Source organism: Selenomonas sp. CM52 (assembly GCF_000292955.1).
Lineage (GTDB): Bacteria > Bacillota > Negativicutes > Selenomonadales > Selenomonadaceae > Selenomonas.
The window spans coordinates 1-22372 of sequence record NZ_ALNM01000040.1 but is presented as its reverse complement, the minus strand read 5'-3'; the positions used below and the strand labels follow the sequence as shown (position 1 = coordinate 22372).

Here is a 22372-nt window from a genome sequence, read left to right as displayed (position 1 = left end):
ACCGCAGCGCCATGAAGGCGCTGCGGCAAAAAGAGGAATTGTTCCTTAAAAATCGTCGTCCATGCCCGTCGTGTCGATGCCGAAGATCAACTTGTCGATCGTATGGATGAGCTGATTGATCTCAGGCTTCGAAATCTGGGCGCTTGCACCGAGGTCGTCACCCTTGCGGCGCATTTCCTCGGAAATTAACGACGAGAATAGGATGAGCGGAATCTGACGCAGACGGTCGTCCTCGCGCACGAGCTTCAGCAGGCGATGTCCGTCCATCTTCGGCATCTCGACGTCGGAGATGATGATGCGCACCTTCTCGGAAATCTGCTCAGACTCCGTCTTCTCTGCGACCTCTCTAAGGAAGTTCCACGCATCTTCGCCGTTGCCAAAGTCGCGCACGAACGTATATCCGGCGCCATGCAGCGTATTGACAAGAAGGTCGCGCAGGAGCATCGAGTCCTCCGCCACGACGATGTGCTGCGAGGCACGCCTCTGCTTGATATCTTCCGTCGTATCATCAACCGTCGTGAGTTTCTGGTTGATTTCGGGATTGATCTCCGCCATGATCGTCTCGAAGTCGAGCAGGAGGACGATCTTGCCTTCCATCTTCACGAGACCGACGACGCGCGACTGGTCGCCGACTTCCGGCGCCGGTTCCATGTTCTTCCACGAGATGCGGTGGATGCGCGAAACATTGTCGACGAGGAATCCCATGTCATAGCCGTTGATCTCCGTCACGATGATGTTCTGCGAGCGTCCCGCCGCCTGTCCGCTCATGACGCCGAGGCAACGCGGCAGATCGACGAGCGGCACAGCCCTGCCGCGCAGGGTGAAAAGCCCGTTGATGTACGGATGCGCCTGCGGCATCGTCGTCACGGGAAAGTCCGAAGCCTTGATGACCTCGCGCACCTTCGCGACGTTGATGCCGTAATCGACAGCGCCGATGTTGAACTCGATGATTTCAAACTCATTTGTGCCGGTTTCCAGCAAAATGCCCTTCTTCTCGTCTTTTCCTTCTGCCATGAAAAATCCGCCCCCTATTTCATACTTCATAAGACTCAATTCGTTAAAAAGGTCTGAAATCCTTCTTTTATTTGCAGGGAATCACGGATTATTTTCGCGCTTCCCCTCGCCCTCCTCAAGCGAAGCCCCGTCTTTAAGAAGCGTCCAGCCGTCCTTCTCCTCGATGTTTCCCGCCTTAAGCAGATGTCCGAGAGCGCGCTTGAATGCCGCCTTGCTGATCTGGAATTTCGCCTTGATGATCTCAGGCGTCGTCTTGTCGCTGTAAGGCATCCTGCCCCTGTGCTCTTCAAGGTAGGCGAGGATGCGCTCAGCATCCGTGACGAGCGCCTTCTCCTTCGGCTCACGCAGGGAGCCGTTGAGTCTGCCGTCCGTGCGCACATAGGTGATGCGCACGGTGACCTCCTCGCCCACGCGCGGCCGCTCGCGCATGTCCTTGTGGGGAACGAACACGATGTAACGTTCGTTCGTGAAAATGAACGCGCCGCTCTCCGTGATGTTGTAGATCGAGCCGAATAGATGGGCGCCGACGCGCACATCTGTCGCGGGCTTCGAAGCGCGCCGCAATTCGTCCTCGACCTCCATCGTCACGGCAAGCCTTCCCGATTTGTCCGTGTAGAGCTTCGCCCAGACGACTTCGCCGATCTGCGGCCTGCCGCGCATTCCCGCATAAGGCAGGAAGATGCCGCGCTCAGCGCCGACATCGAGAAAAGCGCCGTCGCGGCTCACATTGATGACCGTGAGCCGTGCGACCTGCCCTTCCTTCATGCGCGGCGTCCTCATGCTCGCCGTCAGGCGGTGCTTGGGATCGAGGTAGAGGAACACTTCGACCTCTTCTCCGACGGAGAGTTCGCGCGTCTGCTGTGTCTTGTGCAACAGGATGTCGTCCGATGTACTGCCCGTCTCAGCGTCAAGGAACGCGCCGAAGTCGCCGAGACGCGCGACGCGAAGCTTGGCGACCGTACTCGGTCCGTACTTCCTGCGCTTTTCTTCCGCCATCATCTAGTCCTCATAGGGCTCTGCCGGCGCATCGCTCCATAGCCTTTCCAAAGCGTAGAACGCGCGGCTTTCCGTCATGAAAACATGCGCGACACAATCGCCGTAGTCGAGGAGAACCCACTCGCCCTCGCGATAGCCTTCCTTGTGCAGATACGGCTTCTCGTGCTTCTCCAGCATCTCATCTTCGATATTGTCGGCGATGGCGCGCACCTGCGTCGCCGTATTCGCCGAGCAGACGATGAAATAGTCCGCCGCTGTCGTGAGCTCCGCCATGCGCATGATGACGATGTCCTGCGCCTTCTTGTCGCTCGCAGCTCTGGCGATCGCCCGACTCATTTCTTCCGGTGTGTTGCTCAAAATCCATGCCTCCTACTGCTCTTCACTTATTATCGTCATTTTCTCCCTCATGCTTTACCAATTCTGGGAATAATTCTTCAATCTTTTGCCCGATCGCCGCGCGGTCCGGCAGCCAATAGCCGTCGCGCTGCACAGTGGGCAGAAGAAGCGTCGTCGGCGGCTCATCGCCGAGGTTCTTCAAGACCTTCGCAAGACGCGCCGAATCGAAAATCTCCGCACTCGTCGTCATGCGGTACTTAAAGATGTCCGCCACATCAGGCAGCTTCGGTATCGTGTCGACCTGCAGGAACTTCTCGTAGAGCGCCTTAGCGAAGCGCTGCTGGCGGTGCAGCCTACCGACCTCGCCGAGTTCCGAGCTGCGGTAGCGCAGATATTTCTGTGCCGTGTCACCGTCTAAGTGTTGAAATCCCTTGGGGATATGGATGGAAAGCCCCGCCTCGGGGTCGTCGTAGTTCATCTCGTCCTCGACGTAGAGGTCGACGCCGCCCAGGACGTCGACGAGATCAGCGAGAGCGTGCGTATCGAGCGTCACATACTGATGGATGGAGACGCCGAGAAGATCCGACAGCGCCTGCACCATCGTCGGAGCGCCACCGTGCGCGTAGAGATCGGTTGCACGTATCTCGCCGCCCTTCTGCGGCAGCTGTACGATCATGTTGGGCGGCACCGTGATGGCACGCAGACGACCCGTCGCATTTTCCATGCTGAGGAGCAGGATCGTGTCGGCGTGCTGCCCTTCCGTACCGTTCTCGTCCGCACCATCGTCAATGCCGAGCACGAGGACGTTCGTGTAGCCGTCAAACTTCGCATCGATGTGACGGTCGCGCTCCTGTCGCCGCTCCTCGTAGCCCTGGTAGACGGCGTCGATCTCCTGATAAATGCTGTGTCCGATGCCGTAGAGAAAGTAGCCTGCGACGGCGAGCACGGCGATGAATATGGTAAGGAAGAACATCAGCACGAGGAAGCGTGCACGCGCGATGCGGCGGCGACGCGCCTGCTCCTTGCGCTTCAAGCGGATGTTTTCCTGCGTGCGGCTCCTCTTTCTCTGCGTCATGGCGCATGACCCTCTTTCGCACGGGCGCGAAGGAGAATTTCGTTGCGTGCCGCCACCGTCGCCGGATGGATGAGCCTTCCGGACTGCAGGACGAATGCGATGGACTGGGAAAGCCCTTCGAGCACCATCGCATCGAGACTCGCCGTGCGCGACAGCGCACGCAGCTCCTCGACCTCAGGATAGTCGCGCTGCGGCTCGATCATGTCAGCGAAGTAGATGATCTTATCGAGCTTCGTCATGCGCTCGCCGCCGACCGTATGGCGCCAGATCGCCTGCTGAATCTCCGCGTCCGTCACGCCGTACAGTTCCTCCGCACGCCTTGCGCCCACGTAGGCATGAAGAAGGAGCGGCATTGCGCGCTCGACCTCGCCGTAGGCAATCGAGCGCCGCGCCGCCTCAGCGGGAAGATCCGCCGTCCGATATTCGCGCGCGCAGTCATGCAGAAGCCCCGCAATACGCGCCTTTTCCACGTCCACGCCGAAGCGCCCGGCGAGCATGGCGGCGGTGTCCGCGACGCCGAGGGAGTGCTCGTAGCGCTTCTTTTGCAGCCGCTGAGCGAGTTCTTCTTTCATCGCCTCGTAATTCATGAATACAGACCTTCTTTATAGATGTAGGCTTCGACCTTTTTGGGCACGAGATAGCGAATCGAGCGCCCCTCCTGCAGGCGGCGCCGGATGTCCGTAGAGGAGATTTCCAGCTCCGGAGCCTGCACGAGTCGTATGCGCGAGAGCGCTTCCTCGCCGAGATGCGTGCGCACCTCGTCCAGGGAGAGCGACGCCCCCTTGCGCCCCGCCGCCACGAAGCGGCAAAGGGAAAAAAGCTCGGCGACGCGATGCCATGTGAGGATGGCGCTGATCTCATCGCCGCCGACAATGAAATAGAAGTCCACGCTCTCGCCATGCGTTTCGACGAGATCACGCAGCGTATCGTAGGAATACGACGGACCCTCGCGCCGCATCTCCACGTCGAGCGCACGGAAGAAGGGATTGCCTTCCACGGCAAGCTGCACGAGACGCAGGCGGTGCGCAGCCGCCGCCACCTTCCGTCCTGGCTTGTGCGGCGGCTGCGCCGCGGGAATGAAGATCACCTCGGAGAGCGCCAGCTCCTCCCGCGCCGCCTCCGCGATGACAAGATGACCGAGATGGATGGGATCGAACGTGCCGCCCATGATGCCGACGCGCCTCTTCTCCTGTACCACGACCTCACCCCGCTTCCTATGCGACAAATGAATGCGACGAACAGATTCAGCGAGAGTTCCCTTCGTGAATCAGCCGAAGAGAAAGAACGCCACGGCCAGCGCCGCCGCCATGCTCAGGAAGATGACGAGGACGGCACGCACGGCGTCATAGAAATCGTACGCGCCCTTTTCCGTCGCCAGATACTGCCTGATGGCACGCGCATAGCCGAGGAGGCGCTTCATTCGCGCACCTGTCCTTCGCCGTAGATCAGATACTTCATCGAAGTCAGCTCCAGAAGTCCCATGGGGCCGCGCGCGTGCAGCTTCTGCGTGCTGATGCCGATCTCCGCACCGAAGCCGAACTCGCCGCCGTCTGTGAAGCGCGTCGAAGCGTTGACGTAGACCGCCGCCGCATCGACTTCCGCCTGAAAGCGATGCGCATGTTTGACGTCATTCGTGACGATCGTCTCCGAATGACCCGTATTGTAGCGGTTGATGTGTACGATGGCTTCTTCTAGATCACGCACGACCTTGACGGAGAGGATGAGATCGCCGTACTCCGTCAACCAATCCTCCTCCTGCGCCTCCTTGAGCGAAGTGCAGACGGCACGCGCCTTTTCACAGCCGCGCAGCTCGACGCCCGCCGCTTCCATCGCCCGCACGAGACGCGGCAGGAATTCCTCGGCGATGCTTTCGTGCACGAGCAGTGTTTCCATCGCATTGCAGACCGACGGGCGCGAAACCTTCGCATTCAGAGCGATTTTCTCCGCCATGGCAAGGTCGGCGCTCTCGTCGACGAAAGTGTGGCAGACGCCGCTGCCCGTCTCAATGACAGGCACCGTGCTTCCCTGCACGACGGCGCGGATGAGACCCGCCCCGCCGCGCGGAATCACGACATCCAAGAGGCCGTCGAGGTGCAGCATCGCCTCGACGCCCTGCCGGTCGGCCGAGTCGATGAAGCCGATCGCGCCCGCAGGTACTCCCGCCTCCTGCGCCGCCTGCGCGAGAAGCGATGCAATCGCCGTATTCGAACGGATCGCGTCTGCGCCGCCGCGCAGCAGCACGGCGTTGCCCGATTTCAGGCAAAGCCCCGCCGCATCCGACGTCACATTGGGACGCGCCTCGTAGATGATGCCGACGACGCCGAGCGGCACGCGCACGCGACGGATTTCAAGCCCGTTGGGGCGCACCGTCGAGAAGTCGCCGCGCCCGATGGGATCGGCAAGAGCCGCCGTCTCGCGCAGTCCCTGCGCCATCGCGTGAATACGGCTCTCATCAAGCATAAGGCGGTCGAGGTAGGAGCGCTTGATCGCCTTCTTCATGCGCGCCTCTTCGAGATCTTCGGCGTTCGCATCCAAGATGAGACGCACCCGCTTTTCGAGCATATCCGCCATGGCATGAAGCGCCCTATTCTTGTCCTCAGGCTTCATGACTGCCAGAAGTCTCGACGCCTCCTTCGCCGCCTGTGCCTTTTCCTTGACCAACGCCTCAATGTCCATGATGAACCCCTCCCCATACTGAAGCCCCGACGCAATGCGGGGCTTCAGACCATCAGAACCATATTGTCGCGGTGGATGACCTCCTCGTGGATCTCGCCCTCGATGAGTCCTGCGAAATCGCGGCTCTTGCGCCCTGCAATCTTCTCGATCTGCTGCGCACTGTAATTGACGATGCCGCGCGCAATCTCCTGCTGACGCGCTGACAGCACGCGCACCGTCGTACCCGCCGCGAAGCCGCCCTCGACGGCGCGGATGCCCGCTGCCAGAAGGCTTGAGCCATGCGTGCGCATCGCCTCCTCGCAGCCCTCGTCGACGATGACGTCGCCCGCGATGCGCTTGCCGAAGGCGAGCCAACTTTTTCGCACCTTGAGATGCGATTCCTTCGCGGGAAACACCGTGCCCACAATCTCGCCCGCAAGGACAGCGGAAATCACGTCATCCTTCGCACTCGGCGCAATGACAAACGTCGCGCCCGCATTCACAGCAATCTTCGCCGCCTCGATCTTCGTCGCCATGCCGCCCGTGCCGAAGGAAGAGCCGGCACCGCCCGCCATGCGCTCGATCTCGGGCGTGATCTCCGCGACCTCAGGAATCAATCGTGCTGTCTTGTCTTCCTGCGGATTTGCCGTGTAAAGCCCGTCAATATCCGAAAGAATGAGCAAGGCGTCGGCGTCGATAAGCGTCGCGACCGTCGCCGACAGCGTGTCATTGTCGCCGATCTTGATCTCGTCGACGGCGACGACATCGTTCTCGTTGATGACGGGCACGACGCCCATGGCAAGAAGCTCCAGGAGCGCATTGCGCGAATTGGCATACTGATGGTGACGCGCGGCATTCTCCTTCGTCAGGAGCACCTGCGCCGCCGTCTGTCCGTAGTCGGCAAAAAACTTCTTGTAAAGCGTCATGAGGCTCGACTGCCCGATGGCCGCCAAGGCCTGGCGTGCGGGAATCTCCGCCGGCTTCTTCTGCAGGCCGATGCTGTCCATGCCGATGGCGATGGCGCCCGAGCTCACGAGAACCATCTCGCGCCCCGCGTTCTTGAGGTCGGCAATCTCGCGCACGAGGCGATCCATGCGCCGAAAGTCAGGCTTTCCCGAAGTGCGCACGAGCGTGCTCGTACCAACCTTGACGACGATGCGCTTCGCCTCGCGCAGACGTTCGCGTGCATTCATACACCATGCCCCCCTCGAAGAACCGCTGATACGTTCAGCCGCCTGTCCTCACACAGCTGCACTTCTCTTTTCACCGCTACTCGCGGTACTCGAACTCCATATCGCCGATATGAACCGTCATGCCTTCCTTGATGCCGCGCTCTTTCAAGAGCGCGTCGATCTTCTTCATGCGCCATATATACTGGAAGCGGCGCACGGCCTCGTCGTTGCCGAAGTTCGTCATGGCGACGAGTTTTTCCAATGCCTTGTTCGAGACGATGAAATCAGCGCGGTCGTTGCGCGTGATCGTCACGGCGTCCTCGTCTGCCTCTGCATCAAATGAGGCTTCGTAGACGCGCACCTCTTTCGCTTCCTCCTGCGGCTCTTCCTTCAAGGTTTCAAGCGTCTCGCCCACATAGTCGATGAGTTCCTTCAAGCCTTGATGCGCGGCCGCTGAAACGGCGAAGATGCGAATGCCCTCCTTCTTTGCGAGGGCTTCCAGACGGGGCAGATTCTCAGCCGCTTCGGGCAAGTCCATCTTGTTAGCGACGAGGATCTGCGTGCGCGAGGCGATCTTCTCACTGTACTTCTTGAGCTCCGCGTTGATGCGGTAGTAGTCCTCTACGGGATCGCGTCCCTCGATGCCGGAAGCATCGACAAGATGCAGGATGAGACGCGTGCGCTCGACATGGCGCAGGAAGTCGTGCCCGAGACCCGCACCGTCCGCCGCGCCCTCGATGAGTCCCGGGATGTCCGCCATGACGAAATTCTTCTCGTAGTCCGTCTGCACGACGCCGAGCACGGGCACGAGCGTCGTGAAATGGTAAGCGGCAACCTCAGGACGCGCCGCCGAAACCGCCGTGATGAGGCTCGACTTGCCGACGCTCGGATAGCCGACGAGCCCGACATCGGCGAGCAGCTTGAGCTCCAACAGAAGCTCCTTGCTCTCGCCCGGTTCGCCAAGCTCCGCAAACGTCGGCGCACGGTTCGCAGAGTTAGAGAAGCGTGCATTGCCGCGCCCGCCGCGCCCCGCCTTCGCGATGACGGCCTCTTGCCCGACCTCCGTGAGATCGGCGAGCACCGCGCCCGTCGCCGCATCCTTGACGAGCGTTCCCGGCGGCACCTTGATGTAGCACGGTTCGGCGTTCGCGCCCGTCATATTCTTGATGTCCCCGTTGCCGCCGTCCTTGCCCTTGAACTTCCGATGATAGCGGAAATCGAGCAAGGTGTTCATATTGCGGTCGACGACGAAGACGATGTCCGCACCGCGGCCGCCGTCACCGCCCGAAGGACCGCCCTTGGGGATGAACTTCTCGCGGCGGAACGCCGACTTTCCCTTGCCGCCGTCCCCCGCTTTCACGCTGATCTTCGCACGATCGATAAACTGCATCGCTGCCTCCTTTCAAGAACGCCCTCGGCGTCATCCCTGCGCCCTTGATGCACATGCCTCAGCGCCGCAAAACCTGCGGCGCTGGAGCATGAGCGCCAAGCGCCCCGAGCCTCAGATAGAAAAAGATACCTGCGTCGCAAAAGGCGCAGGTACTCTTTCTTGCAACATATTTAAGGAAGCGCCAATAAACTCAGCACCTCCTTAAGCCTTAAGCCGTCGGATAAACGCTGACCTGGCGGTTGTAGCGACCCTTGCGCTCAAAAGCGACCTTGCCCGCCACCTTGGCGAAAAGCGTATCGTCCTTGCCGATGCCCACGTTGTGACCCGGATGGAAATGCGTGCCGCGCTGACGCACGAGAATGCTGCCCGCCGTCACAACCGTGCCCGCGTGCTCCTTTACGCCAAGGCGCTTGGACTCACTGTCACGGCCGTTGCGCGTGCTGCTCACGCCCTTCTTATGCGCGAAAAGCTGCAAATCAAACTTAAACATGGATCTCACCTCTCTTTGTATGAAATCTTTACGGCGTCGGGCTCGATCTTTTCGATCTCCTCCAACCCCAGCCGCATTGTTTCCAACACAGCTTCGGTGAAATCGTCGGGCGCTTCCTTGAGCTTCAGGAAAAAGTCCCCACTCGCGACACGATAGCTTACCTCGCGATGCAGATGCTTTCCTATGCCGAGAAGAGCTGTCTGCACGATGGAGGAAACTCCCGCACAGACGATGTCGGCGCCATATTCGCCGTTGTGCCCCTTGACCCGGCAGCCCGATATTTTCCCGTCTTGACGCTCGATCTCGATCTCGATCATCAAGCTTCAATCTTCTCGATAACGACCTTCGTGAAAGGCTGACGATGACCCTGACGACGACGGTAGTTCGACTTCGCCTTGTACTTGAAGACGAGAATCTTCTTGTCCTTGCCCTGCGCCTGAACCTTGCCCGTTACCTTCGCGCCCTCGACGAGCGGACGGCCAACCTTGACGGTATCGCCGTCAACAACCGTCAGAACCTCATCGAACGTCACGCCCTCGCCCTCTTCAGCGCTGAGCTTCTCGATGCGGATGACATCACCCTCGGCAACGCGGTACTGCTTGCCTCCGGTCTTGATAATAGCGTACATGAAAACACCTCCCTGCGTGTTACTCGCCGACTACGGTACGGCAAAGCCGTTTCAAAACCTCGCCGAGCGGTTGAAAAATGCTGCGTGAAAGACGCAAACATTTACCGTAAGATAATATCATAGGAGACGGGAAAAGTCAAACGGCAATGATGAACGAGTATGTGACAGGATGCTCTCACATTTTGTCACAACCCTTTTCTTATTTATCCAATGTGCTAAAGATTTTATATAATGCGATAAAATCTTTATATTTTTTGATATTTGGATATGTTCCATCAAAAACTTGTTGAATAATTTTCTTATTTGCAACCATGGCAACATCAATCAGCTTACGCTTATTGCCATTTTGAATTGCAATCACATATCCTTTATCCCATGGAACTTCTGGAAAAACTTCTTTTAGGTCATAGATACGGATATTTTTACGTTTCCAAAGACCATGTTCCATCGCCCACGCAATATTGCCAAAAACATAGAAATTATGTTCTGCTTCTGTGGCAAGACTAGGTTCTTTTGTGTAGTCCTTTTTGTTAATGTCCTTGGGCGGGAAAGCGTCAAGGACTTCTGGCATAAGAACATGCTTGCCGTCAATAAAGAATCCATGCGGACGTTGCCAATCCAGCTCCAACCGCCCACCAGATTTTGCCTCTAGCGCTTTCTTGATGCGCTCAAAACGATACCCTGTAGGCGGATGGTCGCTGGTTTCGTCTAGATCTCTGTCATATTCATCATCACGAGCAAGCCACATCAAAGTTCCACCATAACTTAAAGTTTCTGTGTTACCCAGATAGCTCATTCCGCCCATATCTGCCCCAAACTCAAGTTGTCTACCTTCTGCCAGAGTCGTTTCTGTTCGTACACTATCTCGATGTTCCCAATGATACATTTCATGCCCCAATACGCTCGCGAGCAAAGAACGAAAATAAACATTGTAGCGACCTTCATTGCGAGCGTAGATAGGATAACCAATATATTTCGTTTCCCCATGGATTGTTTCCATATCTTGACTATTCATCACAGTCAATCGAAATTCGTTGTATCTTACGGATGTGAAATAAATAGCCCCTCCTACACTACTGGATGCCCCACCTTCTAATGCGTCTCTCGAAGCTACGCCATCCACGAAATACACTGGCTTAATATATCTTGTTTTATGTGAATCCATAGTCAAACGAGATGGGTTTGAATTTACAAGGTCGCGCTGAATTTCATTTAAAACAGCATGATTCTGAGAAACTTTTAGAGAACTGTGCTTATCGTATTGTTCCCATTTTTCTTTTTCTCGAACATGTTGCGGACTTGCCTTCTGCTCTTCTTTTTCCGTATATGTAATTTCCATGCTGGCGTTTGCTACAGGGAAATCCGTATATCCAACATAAAAAGCGAATCCTAAAGCAAGCATTGCCATAATTTTTTTCTTCATAATCGTTTTCCTCCAATCACAAGAATTTTTCTTTTCTTTTATAAGAATAGCACTACATCTTGTGGGCTGCGAGAAAATTATCCACTATGACAGGTAAACAAATTCCAATGTCATGAACAAATCTGACCTTCTCATTCTATTTCATGGATGCAATCTTACGAAATAGATATGTATGTTCAAGCGTTACCCGCAGTAAACAGCAAAAGGCTGAAAAATTTTATGAAAACGGAAAAGCCGAAGCCTTTTGCGACTTCGGCTCATCTGTCAGCCTTGCTGCAGCTCGTCAGGTGCATCCGGCACCTCGATGTCGGGAAGCTGTTCCAGTATGTAAACATCAGGCTCATCGGGTTCAATATTATTATATTGACGAATCTTCCATTTCGTCGGACTTTCTGTTGCTTCGATATGTCCCTCCATTGGCGCAGGTCCGATGGCAACAGATGTATGAATCTCTGTTGTTTCCTCGTTTGCAATTTGCGGCGCAAGTTCCTCCCAAGTCATTGATTTCCATGCCCCATAAGAGATGTATCTTTGTCCGCCGATGTATGCAACTGGAAAAATATTTGTATGAGCGTGAAATTCGAGAACACCTTTTTCATTTGGGATTTCATTTGCAATCTCATAGACTTCAATAATGTCGCCATATCCGACACTGTTCTCCGTAGTTCTTGCATCAAATTTTGCATGACGTGGCGCAAGGACTACATATTTAATATCTCTCGGAGATAATGTCAGCTTATAAAGATGACTGCATACCTCATGTACGTCATCGTCAAATGGCAACGCTTCGAAATTTTCTCTGCTGAAATCGTACTGCCATGTGAAATCCTTGCCGACGTTGTAAAAACGAATTTTTCCATTTTTCGCCAAGTTTTTAAGTTCTTCTACTCTTTTTTGTGTGTTTTTTGCTTCTGCTTTTTCTCGGAGTGCTTGTTTTATTGCTTCAAACTCCTTGGCATGAGCAATATTGTAATCGAAAAGATTCTGCACAAGCTCGCGCTTTGGACTATTCTTGTTGTTTTTCGCCCAAAGAACAGCATAAGTTTCCGGAGTTTTTTCTCCTTTGAAATTCGTTGGGATTTTTTGCGTTTGCAGACTCTTTTTATTTTCTTCCAGCCAAGTTTCAACGTGTTCTTTATCCATCCTTACTTTATTTGGAATCGAATAAAGCTTCATCTGCATTTGGTCAAAAAGAAAAGTTCTTGTTTGAAGTTTGTCTGTACCGACACTGAATGGGATGAAAAATCCATTGATGGGAATAGATGTTTCCATGCGCAGGTAGTCATCTACAGAAAACAAAAGATACTTCTGTCCTGCTCCTTCTTGCAGAACCTCTACCTTATCCATAGGCATTCGCAGATAATGCCCGCCATCATCATATACAAGAGGGTCATTACGACTTGCAAAACATACGCCTGATAGAAAGACGAATGTCAACAAGAGTGTGATAGATTGAATCATTCTTTTTATCGCAAAAATACTCCTTTTACTTACAATTAACCATATTTGAAAATTCTCTTACGCTCTATTATAATACAGCTCTATAATATGGTAAAGTATTTTTTAACGTACGCTTGCTTCCACGTTGGAAGCAATGTCCGTTCTCTTTATTATGAAAGTCCAAGAAGTCAAGCCAAAGGCGCAGACTGATTGGCAACTTTCATTAAGGGCGGCGCACCCGTCCACGATGCAGCGCACCACGTCAAAAGCCCTTCCGCCGGCGCGGAAGGGCTTTTTCTATGCTCTTTATAGCAAAAAATCAGTCACGGCCAAACTTGTCCTTCAAGATGACATCGTGCGAGCCGCCCTCGACGATGCTCGTCGAAGATACGAGCGTGATCTTCGCTTTGTCGCGCAACTCACTGAGGTTGAGCGCACCGCAGTTGCACATCGTCGAGCGAATCTTGCTCAGCGAGATGTGAATGTTGTCGCGCAGGGAACCGGCATAGGGAACGTAGGAGTCGACGCCCTCTTCAAACGACAGCTTGCGGTCGCCGCCGAGGTCGTAGCGCTGCCAGTTGCGCGCGCGGTTCGAGCCTTCACCCCAATATTCCTTGTAGTAGGTGCCGTTGACCTTGACCTTGTCCGTCGGGCTCTCGTCGAAGCGCGAGAAGTAGCGGCCGAGCATCATGAAGTCCGCGCCCATCGCCAAGGCGAGCGTCATGTGATAGTCGTGCACGATGCCGCCGTCCGAGCAAACGGGGATGTAGACGCCCGTCTCCTTGAAATATTCGTCACGCGCGCGGCAGACGTCGATGACCGCCGTAGCCTGACCGCGGCCGATTCCTTTCGTCTCGCGCGTGATGCAGATCGAGCCGCCGCCGATGCCGACCTTGACGAAGTCTGCGCCCGCATCCGCGAGGAAACGGAAGCCTTCGCCGTCGACAACATTGCCCGCGCCGACCTTGACATCCTCGCCGAATTCCTTGTGGATGTACTCAAGCGTCTTCTTCTGCCACTCCGAATAGCCCTCGGAAGAGTCGATGCAAAGGACGTCCGCACCCGCCTCAAGGAGCGCCGGCACGCGCTCGGCATAGTCGCGCGTGTTGATGCCCGCGCCGACGATGTAGCGCTTGCGCTCGTCGATCAGCTCAAGCTCATTCTCCTTATTGTCCGTGTAGTCCTTGCGGAACACCATGTAGCGCAGGCGCTGGTTCTCGTCAATGAGCGGCAGCATGTTGAGCTTGTGCTCCCAGATGAGATCGTTCGCCTGCGGCAGCGTGAGATTGGCATCTGCGTAAATGAGGCGTTCGAACGGCGTCATGAAATCCTTGACTGGCGTGTCGAAACTCATGCGCGTCACGCGGTAGTCGCGGCTCGTGACGATGCCGACGAGCTTGCCGTTCGGCGTGCCGTCCTCCGTGACCGCCATCGTCGAATGTCCCGTCGCGTCCTTGAGCGCCAAGACCTCGCCGAGCGTCGTCGTCGGCTTGATGTTCGAATCGCTGCTCACGAAGCCCGACTTATAGTTCTTGACGCGAGAGATCATCGCCGCTTCCTGCTCGGGCGTCTGCGAACCGTAGATGAAGGACACGCCGCCCTCGCGCGCCAAAGCGATCGCCATCGTGTCGTTCGACACCGCCTGCATGATCGCCGAAGTCATCGGAATGTTCATCTTGATCTTCGGCTCTTCTCCGCGACGGAACTTCACGAGCGGCGTCTGAAGCGAGACATTCGCCGGAACGCACTGCTCCGAGGAGTACCCGGGCACGAGCAAGTATTCACCAAAGGTATGCGACGGCTCTGTGAAATAATATGCCATTTTAACCCCTCATTTCTTCTAGCATCATTCGACCGTGACGGACTTCGCGAGGTTGCGCGGCTTGTCCACGTCGCAGCCGCGCGTGATGGCAGCGAAGTAGGCAAGCAGCTGCAGCGGCACGACCGTCAAGAGAGGAATCAGAAGCTCATCCGTCTCGGGCACGTGGATGACGTGATCGACGTACTTTTCGAGTTCCGTATCGCCCTCGGCGGCAATGCCGATGACAACGGCGTCACGCGCCTTGACTTCCTTGATGTTCGACAAGGTCTTCTCATAGACGCTCTTCTGCGTCGCGAGCGCGATGACGGGCACGCCCTCGACGATGAGCGCAAGCGTGCCGTGCTTGAGCTCGCCCGCCGCATAGGCCTCGGCGTGAATATAGGAAATCTCCTTGAGCTTCAGCGAGCCTTCAAGCGCCACATGATAGTCGAGACCGCGTCCGATGAAGAAGACGTCCTCGTTGAAGCCGTACTGCTTCGCAAACGTCTTGATCGGCTCGACGTCGCTCAGCGTCTCGCTGATCTGCGCGGGAATCTTTGTAAGTCCCTCGATCAAAGCCTCGCTGCGCTCCTTCGCTAGCGTTCCCTTGAGATCTGCCATGTAGACGGCGAGCATGAACATCAAGATGAGCTGCGTCGTGTACGCTTTCGTCGAGGCAACGGCGATCTCAGGTCCCGCCCAGGTGTAGAGCACCTGCGCGGCCTCACGCGCGATGGACGAGCCGACGACGTTCGTGACGGCGAGGCTCTTCGCACCGAGACGCTTGGCTTCCTTCAAGGCAGCGAGCGTGTCGCTCGTCTCACCCGACTGGCTGACGACAATCATCAGGGTGTTCTCGTCGATGATCGGCGAACGGTAGCGGAACTCCGACGCAACGTCGACCTCGACGGGGATGCGCGCGAGCTTCTCGATGTAGTACTTGCCGACAAGACCCGCATGATACGCCGTGCCGCAGGCGACGATGTAAACCTTATTGAACGAGTCGAGGAATTCGCGGCTCCAGCGCAGCTCGTCCATGACGATATGCTTGCCGTCCTTGGCAATGCGCGGCGACATCGTGTCGCGTACGGCCTTCGGCTGCTCGTGAATCTCCTTGAGCATGAAGTGCTCGTAGCCGCCCTTTTCCGCCGCCTCGGCGTTCCAGTTGACCTCGAAGACCTTCTTCGTCACGACTTCGCCGCGGCGATTCGTGATATGCACGCCGTCCGCCTTGACGACCGCCATCTCACCGTCATTGACGATGTAGGTGCGCCGCGTGCGCGCGATGATCGCGGGGATGTCGGACGCGATGAAATTCTCCCCTTCGCCGAGACCGATGACAAGCGGATTGTCCTGCTTCGTGCAGATCAGGCGGTCGGGATGCTCGCGCGACATGAATACGAGAGCGTAAGAGCCTTCGATGCGCGAAAGCACCTCGCGCACCGAGGCCTCGAAGTCGCCGTTGTAGACTTCCTCCAACAGGTGTGCGACGACCTCTGTATCCGTCTCCGACTTGAAGGAATGACCTTTTTCAATCAAATCTTCCTTCAGCGACATATAGTTTTCGATGATGCCGTTGTGCACAACGGCGAAATTGCCCGCGCAGTCTGTATGCGGATGTGCGTTGCTGTCCGACGGACGTCCATGCGTCGCCCAACGCGTATGACCGATGCCGATATGACCTGCCGGCTCATTTCCTTCGATGATTCGCTTGAGTTCGGCAAGACGCCCCACGCATTTTTCCACGCGGATCTTATCCTCGTTCAAGACGGCGATGCCCGACGAATCATAGCCGCGATACTCAAGCTTCGTCAGCCCCTCGATGAGAAACGGCGTCGCCTGACGCTTGCCGACATAACCAACGATTCCACACATAGGCAAAAACCTCCTAAGTTTCCGGCAGGCAAAACGCCTGCCATTCCATATTCATTTCTGTTCCTGCCCATCTTATGAACTGCCTTGTCCCCCCCCGTCACCAAGGGGCTTTGCAGCTTTTTACGACCGATGCAGCCGAGAGGCATCCGCTGAATGTTCGACAACCTCTTCCTCGTCCCCTTGCAGTACGCTCCTGCAAGGTCTCGCGCTAAGGCATACGCCTTTTCCCCTTCTCCATGCTCCTTCCCATCATCGCAGCCGACAGGCAGACCGCTCATATTCAGCGCATGAAAGCATTTTTTCACGCACCGCATGATGTATATTTTTGCTATTTTAGTTTATCTTCCCTGATTTGTCAATAGGATTCACGCGCCCTCTTTTGCCGCTCGTGGTGCACCGTTTCTATAGGAATCACTGATAAATTCAGCCACCCATCCTCGCAAATCTGGGCGACCTCGTTTTATCAACGCTTCCTTTACATTTCATGAGGAACGTAGACAAAACGTCTGCCTCCCTTTATAATAGAAGAAAGTCGCAGCTTGTCTGCGCCTTGGTTCATCAACTACAGCAAAGGAGCTGATCTCTTGAACAATCCCATGTTATCGAGAATGAGCAGAGCGACGGACGCCGTCTTTTCTGGAGAAGCCGCGAGCTACAGCGGCATCGCCATAAAGAGCACGGGGCTTGTCCTCATCGTCGCGGCTTCCGCCGTCATCACTTGGCTCACGGGCTATGCAACGCCAACGACGACGATGGTGACCGCCGTCATGGGGCTTATCACGGCCTTGATCGTTTCCTTCAAGCCCGGCACCGCAGGGCTTCTCGCACCGCTCTATGCGATCCTAGAGGGCATGTGTCTCGCGTGCCTATCCGTGACGGTCGCGTTCATCTCGCCGAGCATACTCGTCAATGCCGTCATGCTGACCTTCGGCATCGCCATCGCTGCCGGACTCGTCTATGCACGCGGCCTTGTGACAGTCAACTCGAAGTTCATGCGCATCACGATGATCGCTCTGACGGGCGTCGTCCTCACGTACATCGCGGAAATGGTGCTCGGCTTCTTCGGCATCCACTTCCCGATGCTGCACGACGGCGGCATCGTCGCCATCGCCATCGAGCTTGTCATCATCGGCGTCGCGACACTGTGCCTCTTCATGGACTACGAGCTGATCAACCGCAGCGTGCAGGAAGGCCTGCCGAAAGACTACGAATGGTACTGCGCCTTCTCGCTGCTCGTGACCCTCATCTGGCTCTACGTCGAAATTCTCGATTTGCTGCGAATGCTATCGGGAAGAGACTGAACGCAAAGCAAAGCCCGCCTATTCCTCCAATACTTATCGAAGTGGGGAATGGGCGGGCTTTTTCGCATTTTCTCAAAATAATCCGCCACTCCTTGGCGACACTGGATAGAATGGCGTTTCAATGATATAATAAAGGCAAAAGAAGGTGACATTGCATCATGCAGCAGAAAGAAGACCTTCCGTCGGAATATCATGCGTCTGATTATCGAAATCCGACGTATGATCAACATGCCAAACGCCTGCTTGCACAAAGAACTATCATGGCACGCCTCCTCAAACGAACCGTGCCGGAATTCAAAGAAGCGACGATTTCCGATATTGCTGAAAAATATATTGAAGGCACACCGCAGATCAGTGAGATTCCTATTGACAGGGATATGACCAATGCGGTTGGAAACACCCCGCGCTCCCCAAAAGAGTTTCTCGGTTCCGCTACGGAAAATATCGGCATCACGGAAGGCTGGATTCGTTTTGACATCCTCTTTCATGCGCGTGTTCCGAAATCGGGCGAGCTCATCACCCTGATCATCAACGTCGAAGCACAACGAACTCAACGAAGCTCCAAACTCGGCTATGCACTCTTGAAACGAGCCATTTACTATGCGAGCCGTTTGATTTCATCTCAGAAAGAAACCGAGTTTACAGGCTCATCCTACGATGACCTCAAAAAGGTCTACAGCATCTGGCTTTGCATGGATTCGCCCGATGGCAAAAGCTCCATCAATCGCTACGATCTCAATGAACATCATATTCTTCATGAATATAAGGCCAATCATGCGGATTATGACCTGATCAGCATCATCACCATATATCTCGGCGAAGAGCAGCCACCCTATGAAGATTGGCTCATCCGCTTCCTGCGTCTGCTGTTCAAAGACACACGAACACCAGCCATGAGAAAGAAACAACTTCTGAAAGATGAATTCGATATGGATACAACTACAGATATAGAAGAGGAGATGAAAACGATGTGCAATTTGAGTACAGGCATCTATGAACAAGGCATGGAGCGTGGCATCGCCCAAGGCATGGAGCGCGGCATCGCCCAAGGCATGGAGCGCGGCGCAGAAAACACCCGCAGAGAAACGGCTCTTTCCATGCTCAAAGAAGGACTTCCCGTCGATATGGTTGCACGTATCACAAACTTGTCGATCGAAGAAATCAAAGCCTTGCACCAAAAGATGCCCAATTTGAATTGAAAAACATCGCCAACCATCGGCGAAGCAATAAAAATCCCGCGCACCTCAAAAGTGCGCGGGATTTTTATTGCTGTTTGTTGATTTTCCATCAGCGCTGAAAATCGCCGCTCTTGCCGCCGCTCTTGGCGTCTAAGTGCAACGCGGTGATTTCCATGCGCTTGTCGAGCGCCTTGCACATGTCGTAGATCGTCAAGAGCGCAACGCTCACAGCGTGCAGCGCTTCCATCTCGACGCCCGTGACGCCGCGCGTCTTGACCTCGGCACGCGCTTCGACCGCAGATGCTTCGGACAGAAGCCCAAAGTCGATGCTCACGCGCGTCAGCGGCAGCGGATGGCACAGCGGGATCGCGTCGCTCGTCTTCTTCGCCGCCATGATGCCGGCGATGCGCGCGACGCCGAGGACGTCGCCCTTCTTTGCCGTGCCGCCCGCAATCGCCTCGTAGACGGCAGGGCTTACAAGGATGCGGCCGCTCGCACGCGCGATGCGTTCCGTTTCCTTCTTTTCGCTGACATCGACCATGTGCGCGTTGCCTGCCGCATCAAAATGCGTCAATTCGTTTGCCATGAAATGCACCTCATCCTAGCAGCGGATTCCCGAACCCTTGCGGTCGTAGAAGTACCATGTGATAACGATGGTGCTGACCGTGAACGCGATGAGGATGTAGAAGGCGGGAGCGACGACGCCGTAGTTCGCGTAGGCGAAGCCGAAGAGCTTCGGGATAAAGAAAGCGCCGTAGGCCGCAATTGCCGCCGTGAAGCCCGTGACGAGCGAGGAGTGGAACGGATTGTTGAAGATGTAGGGAATCATGCGGAAGGAAGCGCCGTTGATGAAGCCCGTCGTCAAGAAGAGCAGCAAGAATGCGCCGAAGAACACGGGGAAGCGATGCGCCTCCACTCCGAAGAGCACGAGGAAGCTCGCGCCGAGCATGACGAAGAGCGAGATGAGCGTGACGCGCGAACCGCTGTCCATCTTGTCCGCCAAGAGGCCGCCGACGGGGCGGATGCCCGCGCCGATGAAGGGGCCGAGGAAAGCGGCGTAAGAGAATGGCATCTCGGGGAATTCCTTCGCGACGAGCAGTCCGAGCGCCGCCGAAAAGCCAATGAAAGAGCCGAAGCCGCAGGTGTAGATCCAGCACATGAGCCACGTATGCTTGTTGCCGAAGATGGACATCATGCTCTTGGGGCTTTGCTTCGGCAGCGGCAAATTGTCCATGAAGAGCCAGACGAGGACGAGCGTCAGCGCCGTCGGAATCGTCCAGAAGTAGCAGACATTCTGCACATACATCATGCCATCAGGCCCCGGCACGCCCTCGCCGAAGAGCGAGGAGAGATTCCAGCCCAAGAGGATCGGCGTCGTCAGATAGATGAGCGATACGCCGAGGTTGCCGATGCCCGCATTGATGCCGAGCGCAAATCCCTTGTTCGCCTTGGGGAAGAAGAAGCCGATATTCGCCATCGAAGCGGAGAAGTTTGCGCCCGCAATGCCAATGAAAGACACGAGAAGGACGAAAGTCTCATACGACGTTGTGGGATCCTGCAGAGCGCGACCCAAGCCGAAGAGCGGCAGAAGAAGCAGCGCCGTCGTGATGAAAGTGGAGTTCCTGCCGCCAATCAGCCCCGGCAGATACGTGTAAAACAGGCGCCCCGTCGCGCCGACGAGACCGGGCAGCGCCGCGAGCGTGAAAATCTGATCGTCCGAGAAGTTGAAGCCGATAAACTTGAGCTTCGCCGCGATCGTCGCCCAGAGCGTCCACGCAACGAAGCTCAGGACGAGCGCCCAAGTCGAGGTGTAGAGATTCTGCGTCGCGATACGCTTGCCATACTTCTCCCAAAAGCCCGCGTCCTCGGGATTCCAGCATGCAAGGATCTCCTTGCGCGATGGATTGGGACCGAGATTCTTCCATGCCATTTCATCAGCCATTGATTCAACACTCCTCATGAAAACAACTTAAATCTTCTTGCAACGAAAGCCTGCGAATGAGCCGATCGTCATGATGTCGACCTCGCCGTACATCGCCTGAAGCCTTGCCCACAGGCTCTCCTCCGTCTCGTAGGGCGGCGAGAAGAAGCCGCGCCGCTCGCAGAACTGCTTGACGAAAAAATCGGTGCGCCGGCTCTTGCCGCGCACATACATCGAGCCGGAAAATATGCCGCCGCGCTTTAGGACGCGCTCCGTCTCGCGGTACGCCTTCTCCTTCTCGGGAAACGCGTGAAAGCCGTTGACGGACAATACGAAATCAAAAGTTTCATCCGCATACTGCAAATCGCCGACATCGCCGAGCGCAAAGTCTGTCGCGCCGAGAGAAAAGTTCGCCGCGTGCTTTTTCGCCGCCTCCAGCATCGTCTCCGAAACATCGAGGCAGGTGATCTGCGCCTCCTTCATCTTCTCATAATGCGGAAACGACAGCACGCCCGTGCCGACGGGAACTTCGAGCAGCCTGCCGCGAAAATCTGCGGGGAGTCCGCGATACGCCATCGCCAGAAACTCCGGATAGGAGGCGAAGCCCCAGAGCCAGCGGATGGCAAAGCGCCCCGCCCAACTCGTATTCGTCATCATGCCGTCGTATAGGCGCGCGATATTGCCGAGCTGGCGATACGCGCGCTGCACCTTGCGCTCTTTCTTTTCGATATCATTCATGCACTATGCGCCTCCCTTTCCGCTGTGGCCGCCGTCCCATGCGATTCGACGCAGATCGAATCCTTCCTCCCGCCCCATCAGAAAAAGGACGAGATGTGCGGCATCCTCCATAGCTTCGAGGTCAAGCTGCAAAATCCCTTCCGCCTGCCGCTCATGGCAAGAGGAGAAGAGCGCCGCGACGCGCTCGTCGAGCAGCGGCTCTTCCAGCTCGCGCCAGAGCGACAAGGCGGGAAATACGCCGTGCGAGCGCGTCTCGATGAGCACGAGATCGACGTCCGTCATGCGTGCGGCGGCGACTTCCAGCGAGAGCTTCTCCTGCGTGCGCTCGTAGAGCCAGAAGCCCGCAGGCGCAACGACGGCGACGCTCGACGCGCCCGCCGCGCGGAAGCGTCCGCTGTCCTTCGTTCCGTCGTTCAGGACAATGCCGTGCGCATCGCTCTTGACGACGCCGACGCGCACGCCGCGCGAGGTCAAGAGCGGCAGGAGCTTTTCGACAAAGGTTGTCTTGCCTGTGCCCGATGCGGGAGCAACGATGGATACGAGGGGCACGCGGCGCACGAGGTTCGCCGCTCGGCCGCGCGCCAAGCGAAGGGCGGCGGGCGTGTTCACATTGAAGAAGCATGCGCCCGCGCGAACGGGAACGTCAAGCGCGGGAAGCGCGGCGGCCGCTCGCCGAAGACTGCGCTCACCTGCCGCCATAGCCGCAGAGAACACGTGCGCCGTTTCCTTGTGGTAGAGCGCGGCAAGCGGCTCGCACCGTCCTTCGGCGACGGGCACGACGGCTCGCACCATGCGCTCCGCCTTGGGCAGAAGTTCTCTCGCTGCGTCGAAGGAGAAAAAGGGCATATCCGCCGACACGGCGAAGGACCAAGTATGAGAACTCGCCGCCAGGCCGCGTGAAAGCCCCGCCACAGGCCCCTGCCCCGCCGTTTCATCGAC

General features: G+C 56.3%; 23 protein-coding genes. 2 read left to right on the top strand and 21 right to left on the bottom strand.

Annotated features, from left to right (window positions below; all coding sequences use genetic code 11):
* Positions 1 to 45: 45 nt before the first annotated feature.
* The 17 genes from HMPREF1153_RS09870 to glmS all read right to left on the bottom strand — a co-directional run bounded on the left by HMPREF1153_RS09870 (position 46) and on the right by glmS (position 16295).
* On the bottom strand, positions 46 to 1014 hold the full coding sequence (locus tag HMPREF1153_RS09870) for a chemotaxis protein (RefSeq protein WP_037370553.1): 969 nt from the start codon (positions 1012 to 1014) through the stop codon (positions 46 to 48).
* 81 nt (positions 1015 to 1095) lie between these two features.
* The gene (locus HMPREF1153_RS09865) at positions 1096 to 2013 is read right to left on the bottom strand and encodes a CvfB family protein (RefSeq protein WP_009646817.1); all 918 of its coding nucleotides are present in this window, start codon (positions 2011 to 2013) and stop codon (positions 1096 to 1098) included.
* Positions 2014 to 2346 (bottom strand): ribosome silencing factor, encoded by a 333-nt coding sequence (gene rsfS, locus HMPREF1153_RS09860; protein WP_037370551.1) that lies wholly within the window; start codon positions 2344 to 2346, stop codon positions 2014 to 2016.
* Positions 2347 to 2389: 43 nt separating this feature from the next.
* Entirely contained in the window at positions 2390 to 3421 is a 1032-nt protein-coding gene (locus HMPREF1153_RS09855) for an LCP family protein (RefSeq protein WP_009646842.1), read from the bottom strand.
* A complete protein-coding gene (gene yqeK, locus HMPREF1153_RS09850) occupies positions 3418 to 4008 on the bottom strand; it encodes a bis(5'-nucleosyl)-tetraphosphatase (symmetrical) YqeK (protein ID WP_009646805.1) in 591 nt (196 codons plus the stop codon). The genes HMPREF1153_RS09855 and yqeK overlap by 4 nt, the downstream gene beginning before the upstream one ends.
* Positions 4005 to 4619 carry a nicotinate-nucleotide adenylyltransferase gene (nadD, locus tag HMPREF1153_RS09845; protein WP_009646806.1) on the bottom strand — a complete coding sequence of 205 codons (615 nt, stop codon included), beginning with the start codon at positions 4617 to 4619 and terminating at the stop codon, positions 4005 to 4007. The genes yqeK and nadD overlap by 4 nt, the downstream gene beginning before the upstream one ends.
* A 69-nt stretch (positions 4620 to 4688) precedes the next feature.
* A complete protein-coding gene (locus tag HMPREF1153_RS12965; RefSeq protein WP_009646818.1) occupies positions 4689 to 4841 on the bottom strand; it encodes a hypothetical protein in 153 nt (50 codons plus the stop codon).
* Positions 4838 to 6097, bottom strand: a complete 1260-nt coding sequence (locus HMPREF1153_RS09840) for a glutamate-5-semialdehyde dehydrogenase (protein ID WP_009646844.1) — start codon at positions 6095 to 6097, stop codon at positions 4838 to 4840. Before HMPREF1153_RS09840 ends, HMPREF1153_RS12965 begins: the two co-directional genes overlap by 4 nt.
* Before the next feature lie 44 nt (positions 6098 to 6141).
* On the bottom strand, positions 6142 to 7269 hold the full coding sequence (gene proB / locus HMPREF1153_RS09835; RefSeq protein ID WP_009646803.1) for a glutamate 5-kinase: 1128 nt from the start codon (positions 7267 to 7269) through the stop codon (positions 6142 to 6144).
* A 76-nt stretch (positions 7270 to 7345) separates the two neighbouring features.
* The gene (obgE, locus tag HMPREF1153_RS09830) at positions 7346 to 8638 is read right to left on the bottom strand and encodes a GTPase ObgE (protein ID WP_009646800.1); all 1293 of its coding nucleotides are present in this window, start codon (positions 8636 to 8638) and stop codon (positions 7346 to 7348) included.
* Between the two features lie 208 nt (positions 8639 to 8846).
* Complete coding sequence (rpmA, locus tag HMPREF1153_RS09825) at positions 8847 to 9128, bottom strand: 50S ribosomal protein L27 (protein ID WP_006193088.1); 282 nt, start codon at positions 9126 to 9128, stop codon at positions 8847 to 8849.
* Positions 9129 to 9133: 5 nt separating this feature from the next.
* Positions 9134 to 9445, bottom strand: a complete 312-nt coding sequence (locus HMPREF1153_RS09820) for a ribosomal-processing cysteine protease Prp (protein ID WP_006193089.1) — start codon at positions 9443 to 9445, stop codon at positions 9134 to 9136.
* Positions 9445 to 9756: a 50S ribosomal protein L21 gene (gene rplU / locus HMPREF1153_RS09815; protein ID WP_009646866.1), complete on the bottom strand. Its 312-nt coding sequence runs from the start codon at positions 9754 to 9756 to the stop codon at positions 9445 to 9447. The genes HMPREF1153_RS09820 and rplU overlap by 1 nt, the downstream gene beginning before the upstream one ends.
* A gap of 199 nt (positions 9757 to 9955) precedes the next feature.
* On the bottom strand, positions 9956 to 11179 hold the full coding sequence (locus HMPREF1153_RS09810) for a hypothetical protein (RefSeq protein WP_009646855.1): 1224 nt from the start codon (positions 11177 to 11179) through the stop codon (positions 9956 to 9958).
* 264 nt (positions 11180 to 11443) lie between these two features.
* On the bottom strand, positions 11444 to 12640 hold the full coding sequence (locus tag HMPREF1153_RS09805; protein ID WP_037370536.1) for a hypothetical protein: 1197 nt from the start codon (positions 12638 to 12640) through the stop codon (positions 11444 to 11446).
* Positions 12641 to 12938: 298 nt separating this feature from the next.
* On the bottom strand, positions 12939 to 14441 hold the full coding sequence (locus HMPREF1153_RS09800; RefSeq protein WP_009646802.1) for an IMP dehydrogenase: 1503 nt from the start codon (positions 14439 to 14441) through the stop codon (positions 12939 to 12941).
* A 24-nt stretch (positions 14442 to 14465) separates the two neighbouring features.
* Positions 14466 to 16295: a glutamine--fructose-6-phosphate transaminase (isomerizing) gene (glmS, locus tag HMPREF1153_RS09795; protein ID WP_009646808.1), complete on the bottom strand. Its 1830-nt coding sequence runs from the start codon at positions 16293 to 16295 to the stop codon at positions 14466 to 14468.
* A 596-nt stretch (positions 16296 to 16891) separates the two neighbouring features.
* Here glmS and HMPREF1153_RS09790 point away from each other — a divergent pair.
* The gene (locus HMPREF1153_RS09790; RefSeq protein WP_083847487.1) at positions 16892 to 17596 is read left to right on the top strand and encodes a Bax inhibitor-1/YccA family protein; all 705 of its coding nucleotides are present in this window, start codon (positions 16892 to 16894) and stop codon (positions 17594 to 17596) included.
* A 158-nt stretch (positions 17597 to 17754) separates the two neighbouring features.
* Positions 17755 to 18795 (top strand): nuclease, encoded by a 1041-nt coding sequence (locus tag HMPREF1153_RS09785; RefSeq protein WP_009646832.1) that lies wholly within the window; start codon positions 17755 to 17757, stop codon positions 18793 to 18795.
* 88 nt (positions 18796 to 18883) lie between these two features.
* Here HMPREF1153_RS09785 and moaC read toward each other — a convergent pair whose 3' ends face one another.
* From moaC to mobB, 4 genes are all read right to left on the bottom strand, one after another.
* A complete protein-coding gene (gene moaC, locus HMPREF1153_RS09780) occupies positions 18884 to 19360 on the bottom strand; it encodes a cyclic pyranopterin monophosphate synthase MoaC (RefSeq protein ID WP_009646836.1) in 477 nt (158 codons plus the stop codon).
* Between the two features lie 15 nt (positions 19361 to 19375).
* Positions 19376 to 20716 (bottom strand): MFS transporter, encoded by a 1341-nt coding sequence (locus HMPREF1153_RS09775; protein ID WP_009646829.1) that lies wholly within the window; start codon positions 20714 to 20716, stop codon positions 19376 to 19378.
* A 27-nt stretch (positions 20717 to 20743) separates the two neighbouring features.
* A complete protein-coding gene (locus tag HMPREF1153_RS09770) occupies positions 20744 to 21433 on the bottom strand; it encodes a class I SAM-dependent methyltransferase (protein WP_009646814.1) in 690 nt (229 codons plus the stop codon).
* 3 nt (positions 21434 to 21436) lie between these two features.
* On the bottom strand, positions 21437 to 22372 hold a 936-nt coding region (mobB, locus tag HMPREF1153_RS09765), incomplete at its 5' end, for a molybdopterin-guanine dinucleotide biosynthesis protein B (RefSeq protein WP_037370533.1).

What these genes read in the sequence shown, in the direction of transcription:
- HMPREF1153_RS09840 (WP_009646844.1), bottom strand. Translation starts at nt 6,097, where the DNA reads ATGGACATTGAGGCGTTGGTCAAGGAAAAGGCACAGGCGGCGAAGGAG.
- rpmA (WP_006193088.1), bottom strand. Translation starts at nt 9,128, where the DNA reads ATGTTTAAGTTTGATTTGCAGCTTTTCGCGCATAAGAAGGGCGTGAGC.
- HMPREF1153_RS12965 (WP_009646818.1), bottom strand. Translation starts at nt 4,841, where the DNA reads ATGAAGCGCCTCCTCGGCTATGCGCGTGCCATCAGGCAGTATCTGGCG.
- HMPREF1153_RS09785 (WP_009646832.1), top strand. Translation starts at nt 17,755, where the DNA reads ATGCAGCAGAAAGAAGACCTTCCGTCGGAATATCATGCGTCTGATTAT.
- HMPREF1153_RS09820 (WP_006193089.1), bottom strand. Translation starts at nt 9,445, where the DNA reads ATGATCGAGATCGAGATCGAGCGTCAAGACGGGAAAATATCGGGCTGC.
- HMPREF1153_RS09805 (WP_037370536.1), bottom strand. Translation starts at nt 12,640, where the DNA reads ATGATTCAATCTATCACACTCTTGTTGACATTCGTCTTTCTATCAGGC.
- proB (WP_009646803.1), bottom strand. Translation starts at nt 7,269, where the DNA reads ATGAATGCACGCGAACGTCTGCGCGAGGCGAAGCGCATCGTCGTCAAG.
- yqeK (WP_009646805.1), bottom strand. Translation starts at nt 4,008, where the DNA reads ATGAATTACGAGGCGATGAAAGAAGAACTCGCTCAGCGGCTGCAAAAG.
- rsfS (WP_037370551.1), bottom strand. Translation starts at nt 2,346, where the DNA reads ATGAGTCGGGCGATCGCCAGAGCTGCGAGCGACAAGAAGGCGCAGGAC.
- HMPREF1153_RS09865 (WP_009646817.1), bottom strand. Translation starts at nt 2,013, where the DNA reads ATGATGGCGGAAGAAAAGCGCAGGAAGTACGGACCGAGTACGGTCGCC.
- HMPREF1153_RS09770 (WP_009646814.1), bottom strand. Translation starts at nt 21,433, where the DNA reads ATGAATGATATCGAAAAGAAAGAGCGCAAGGTGCAGCGCGCGTATCGC.
- HMPREF1153_RS09790 (WP_083847487.1), top strand. Translation starts at nt 16,892, where the DNA reads ATGTTATCGAGAATGAGCAGAGCGACGGACGCCGTCTTTTCTGGAGAA.
- HMPREF1153_RS09810 (WP_009646855.1), bottom strand. Translation starts at nt 11,179, where the DNA reads ATGAAGAAAAAAATTATGGCAATGCTTGCTTTAGGATTCGCTTTTTAT.
- rplU (WP_009646866.1), bottom strand. Translation starts at nt 9,756, where the DNA reads ATGTACGCTATTATCAAGACCGGAGGCAAGCAGTACCGCGTTGCCGAG.
- HMPREF1153_RS09855 (WP_009646842.1), bottom strand. Translation starts at nt 3,421, where the DNA reads ATGACGCAGAGAAAGAGGAGCCGCACGCAGGAAAACATCCGCTTGAAG.
- obgE (WP_009646800.1), bottom strand. Translation starts at nt 8,638, where the DNA reads ATGCAGTTTATCGATCGTGCGAAGATCAGCGTGAAAGCGGGGGACGGC.
- HMPREF1153_RS09870 (WP_037370553.1), bottom strand. Translation starts at nt 1,014, where the DNA reads ATGGCAGAAGGAAAAGACGAGAAGAAGGGCATTTTGCTGGAAACCGGC.
- HMPREF1153_RS09800 (WP_009646802.1), bottom strand. Translation starts at nt 14,441, where the DNA reads ATGGCATATTATTTCACAGAGCCGTCGCATACCTTTGGTGAATACTTG.
- moaC (WP_009646836.1), bottom strand. Translation starts at nt 19,360, where the DNA reads ATGGCAAACGAATTGACGCATTTTGATGCGGCAGGCAACGCGCACATG.
- HMPREF1153_RS09775 (WP_009646829.1), bottom strand. Translation starts at nt 20,716, where the DNA reads ATGGCTGATGAAATGGCATGGAAGAATCTCGGTCCCAATCCATCGCGC.
- glmS (WP_009646808.1), bottom strand. Translation starts at nt 16,295, where the DNA reads ATGTGTGGAATCGTTGGTTATGTCGGCAAGCGTCAGGCGACGCCGTTT.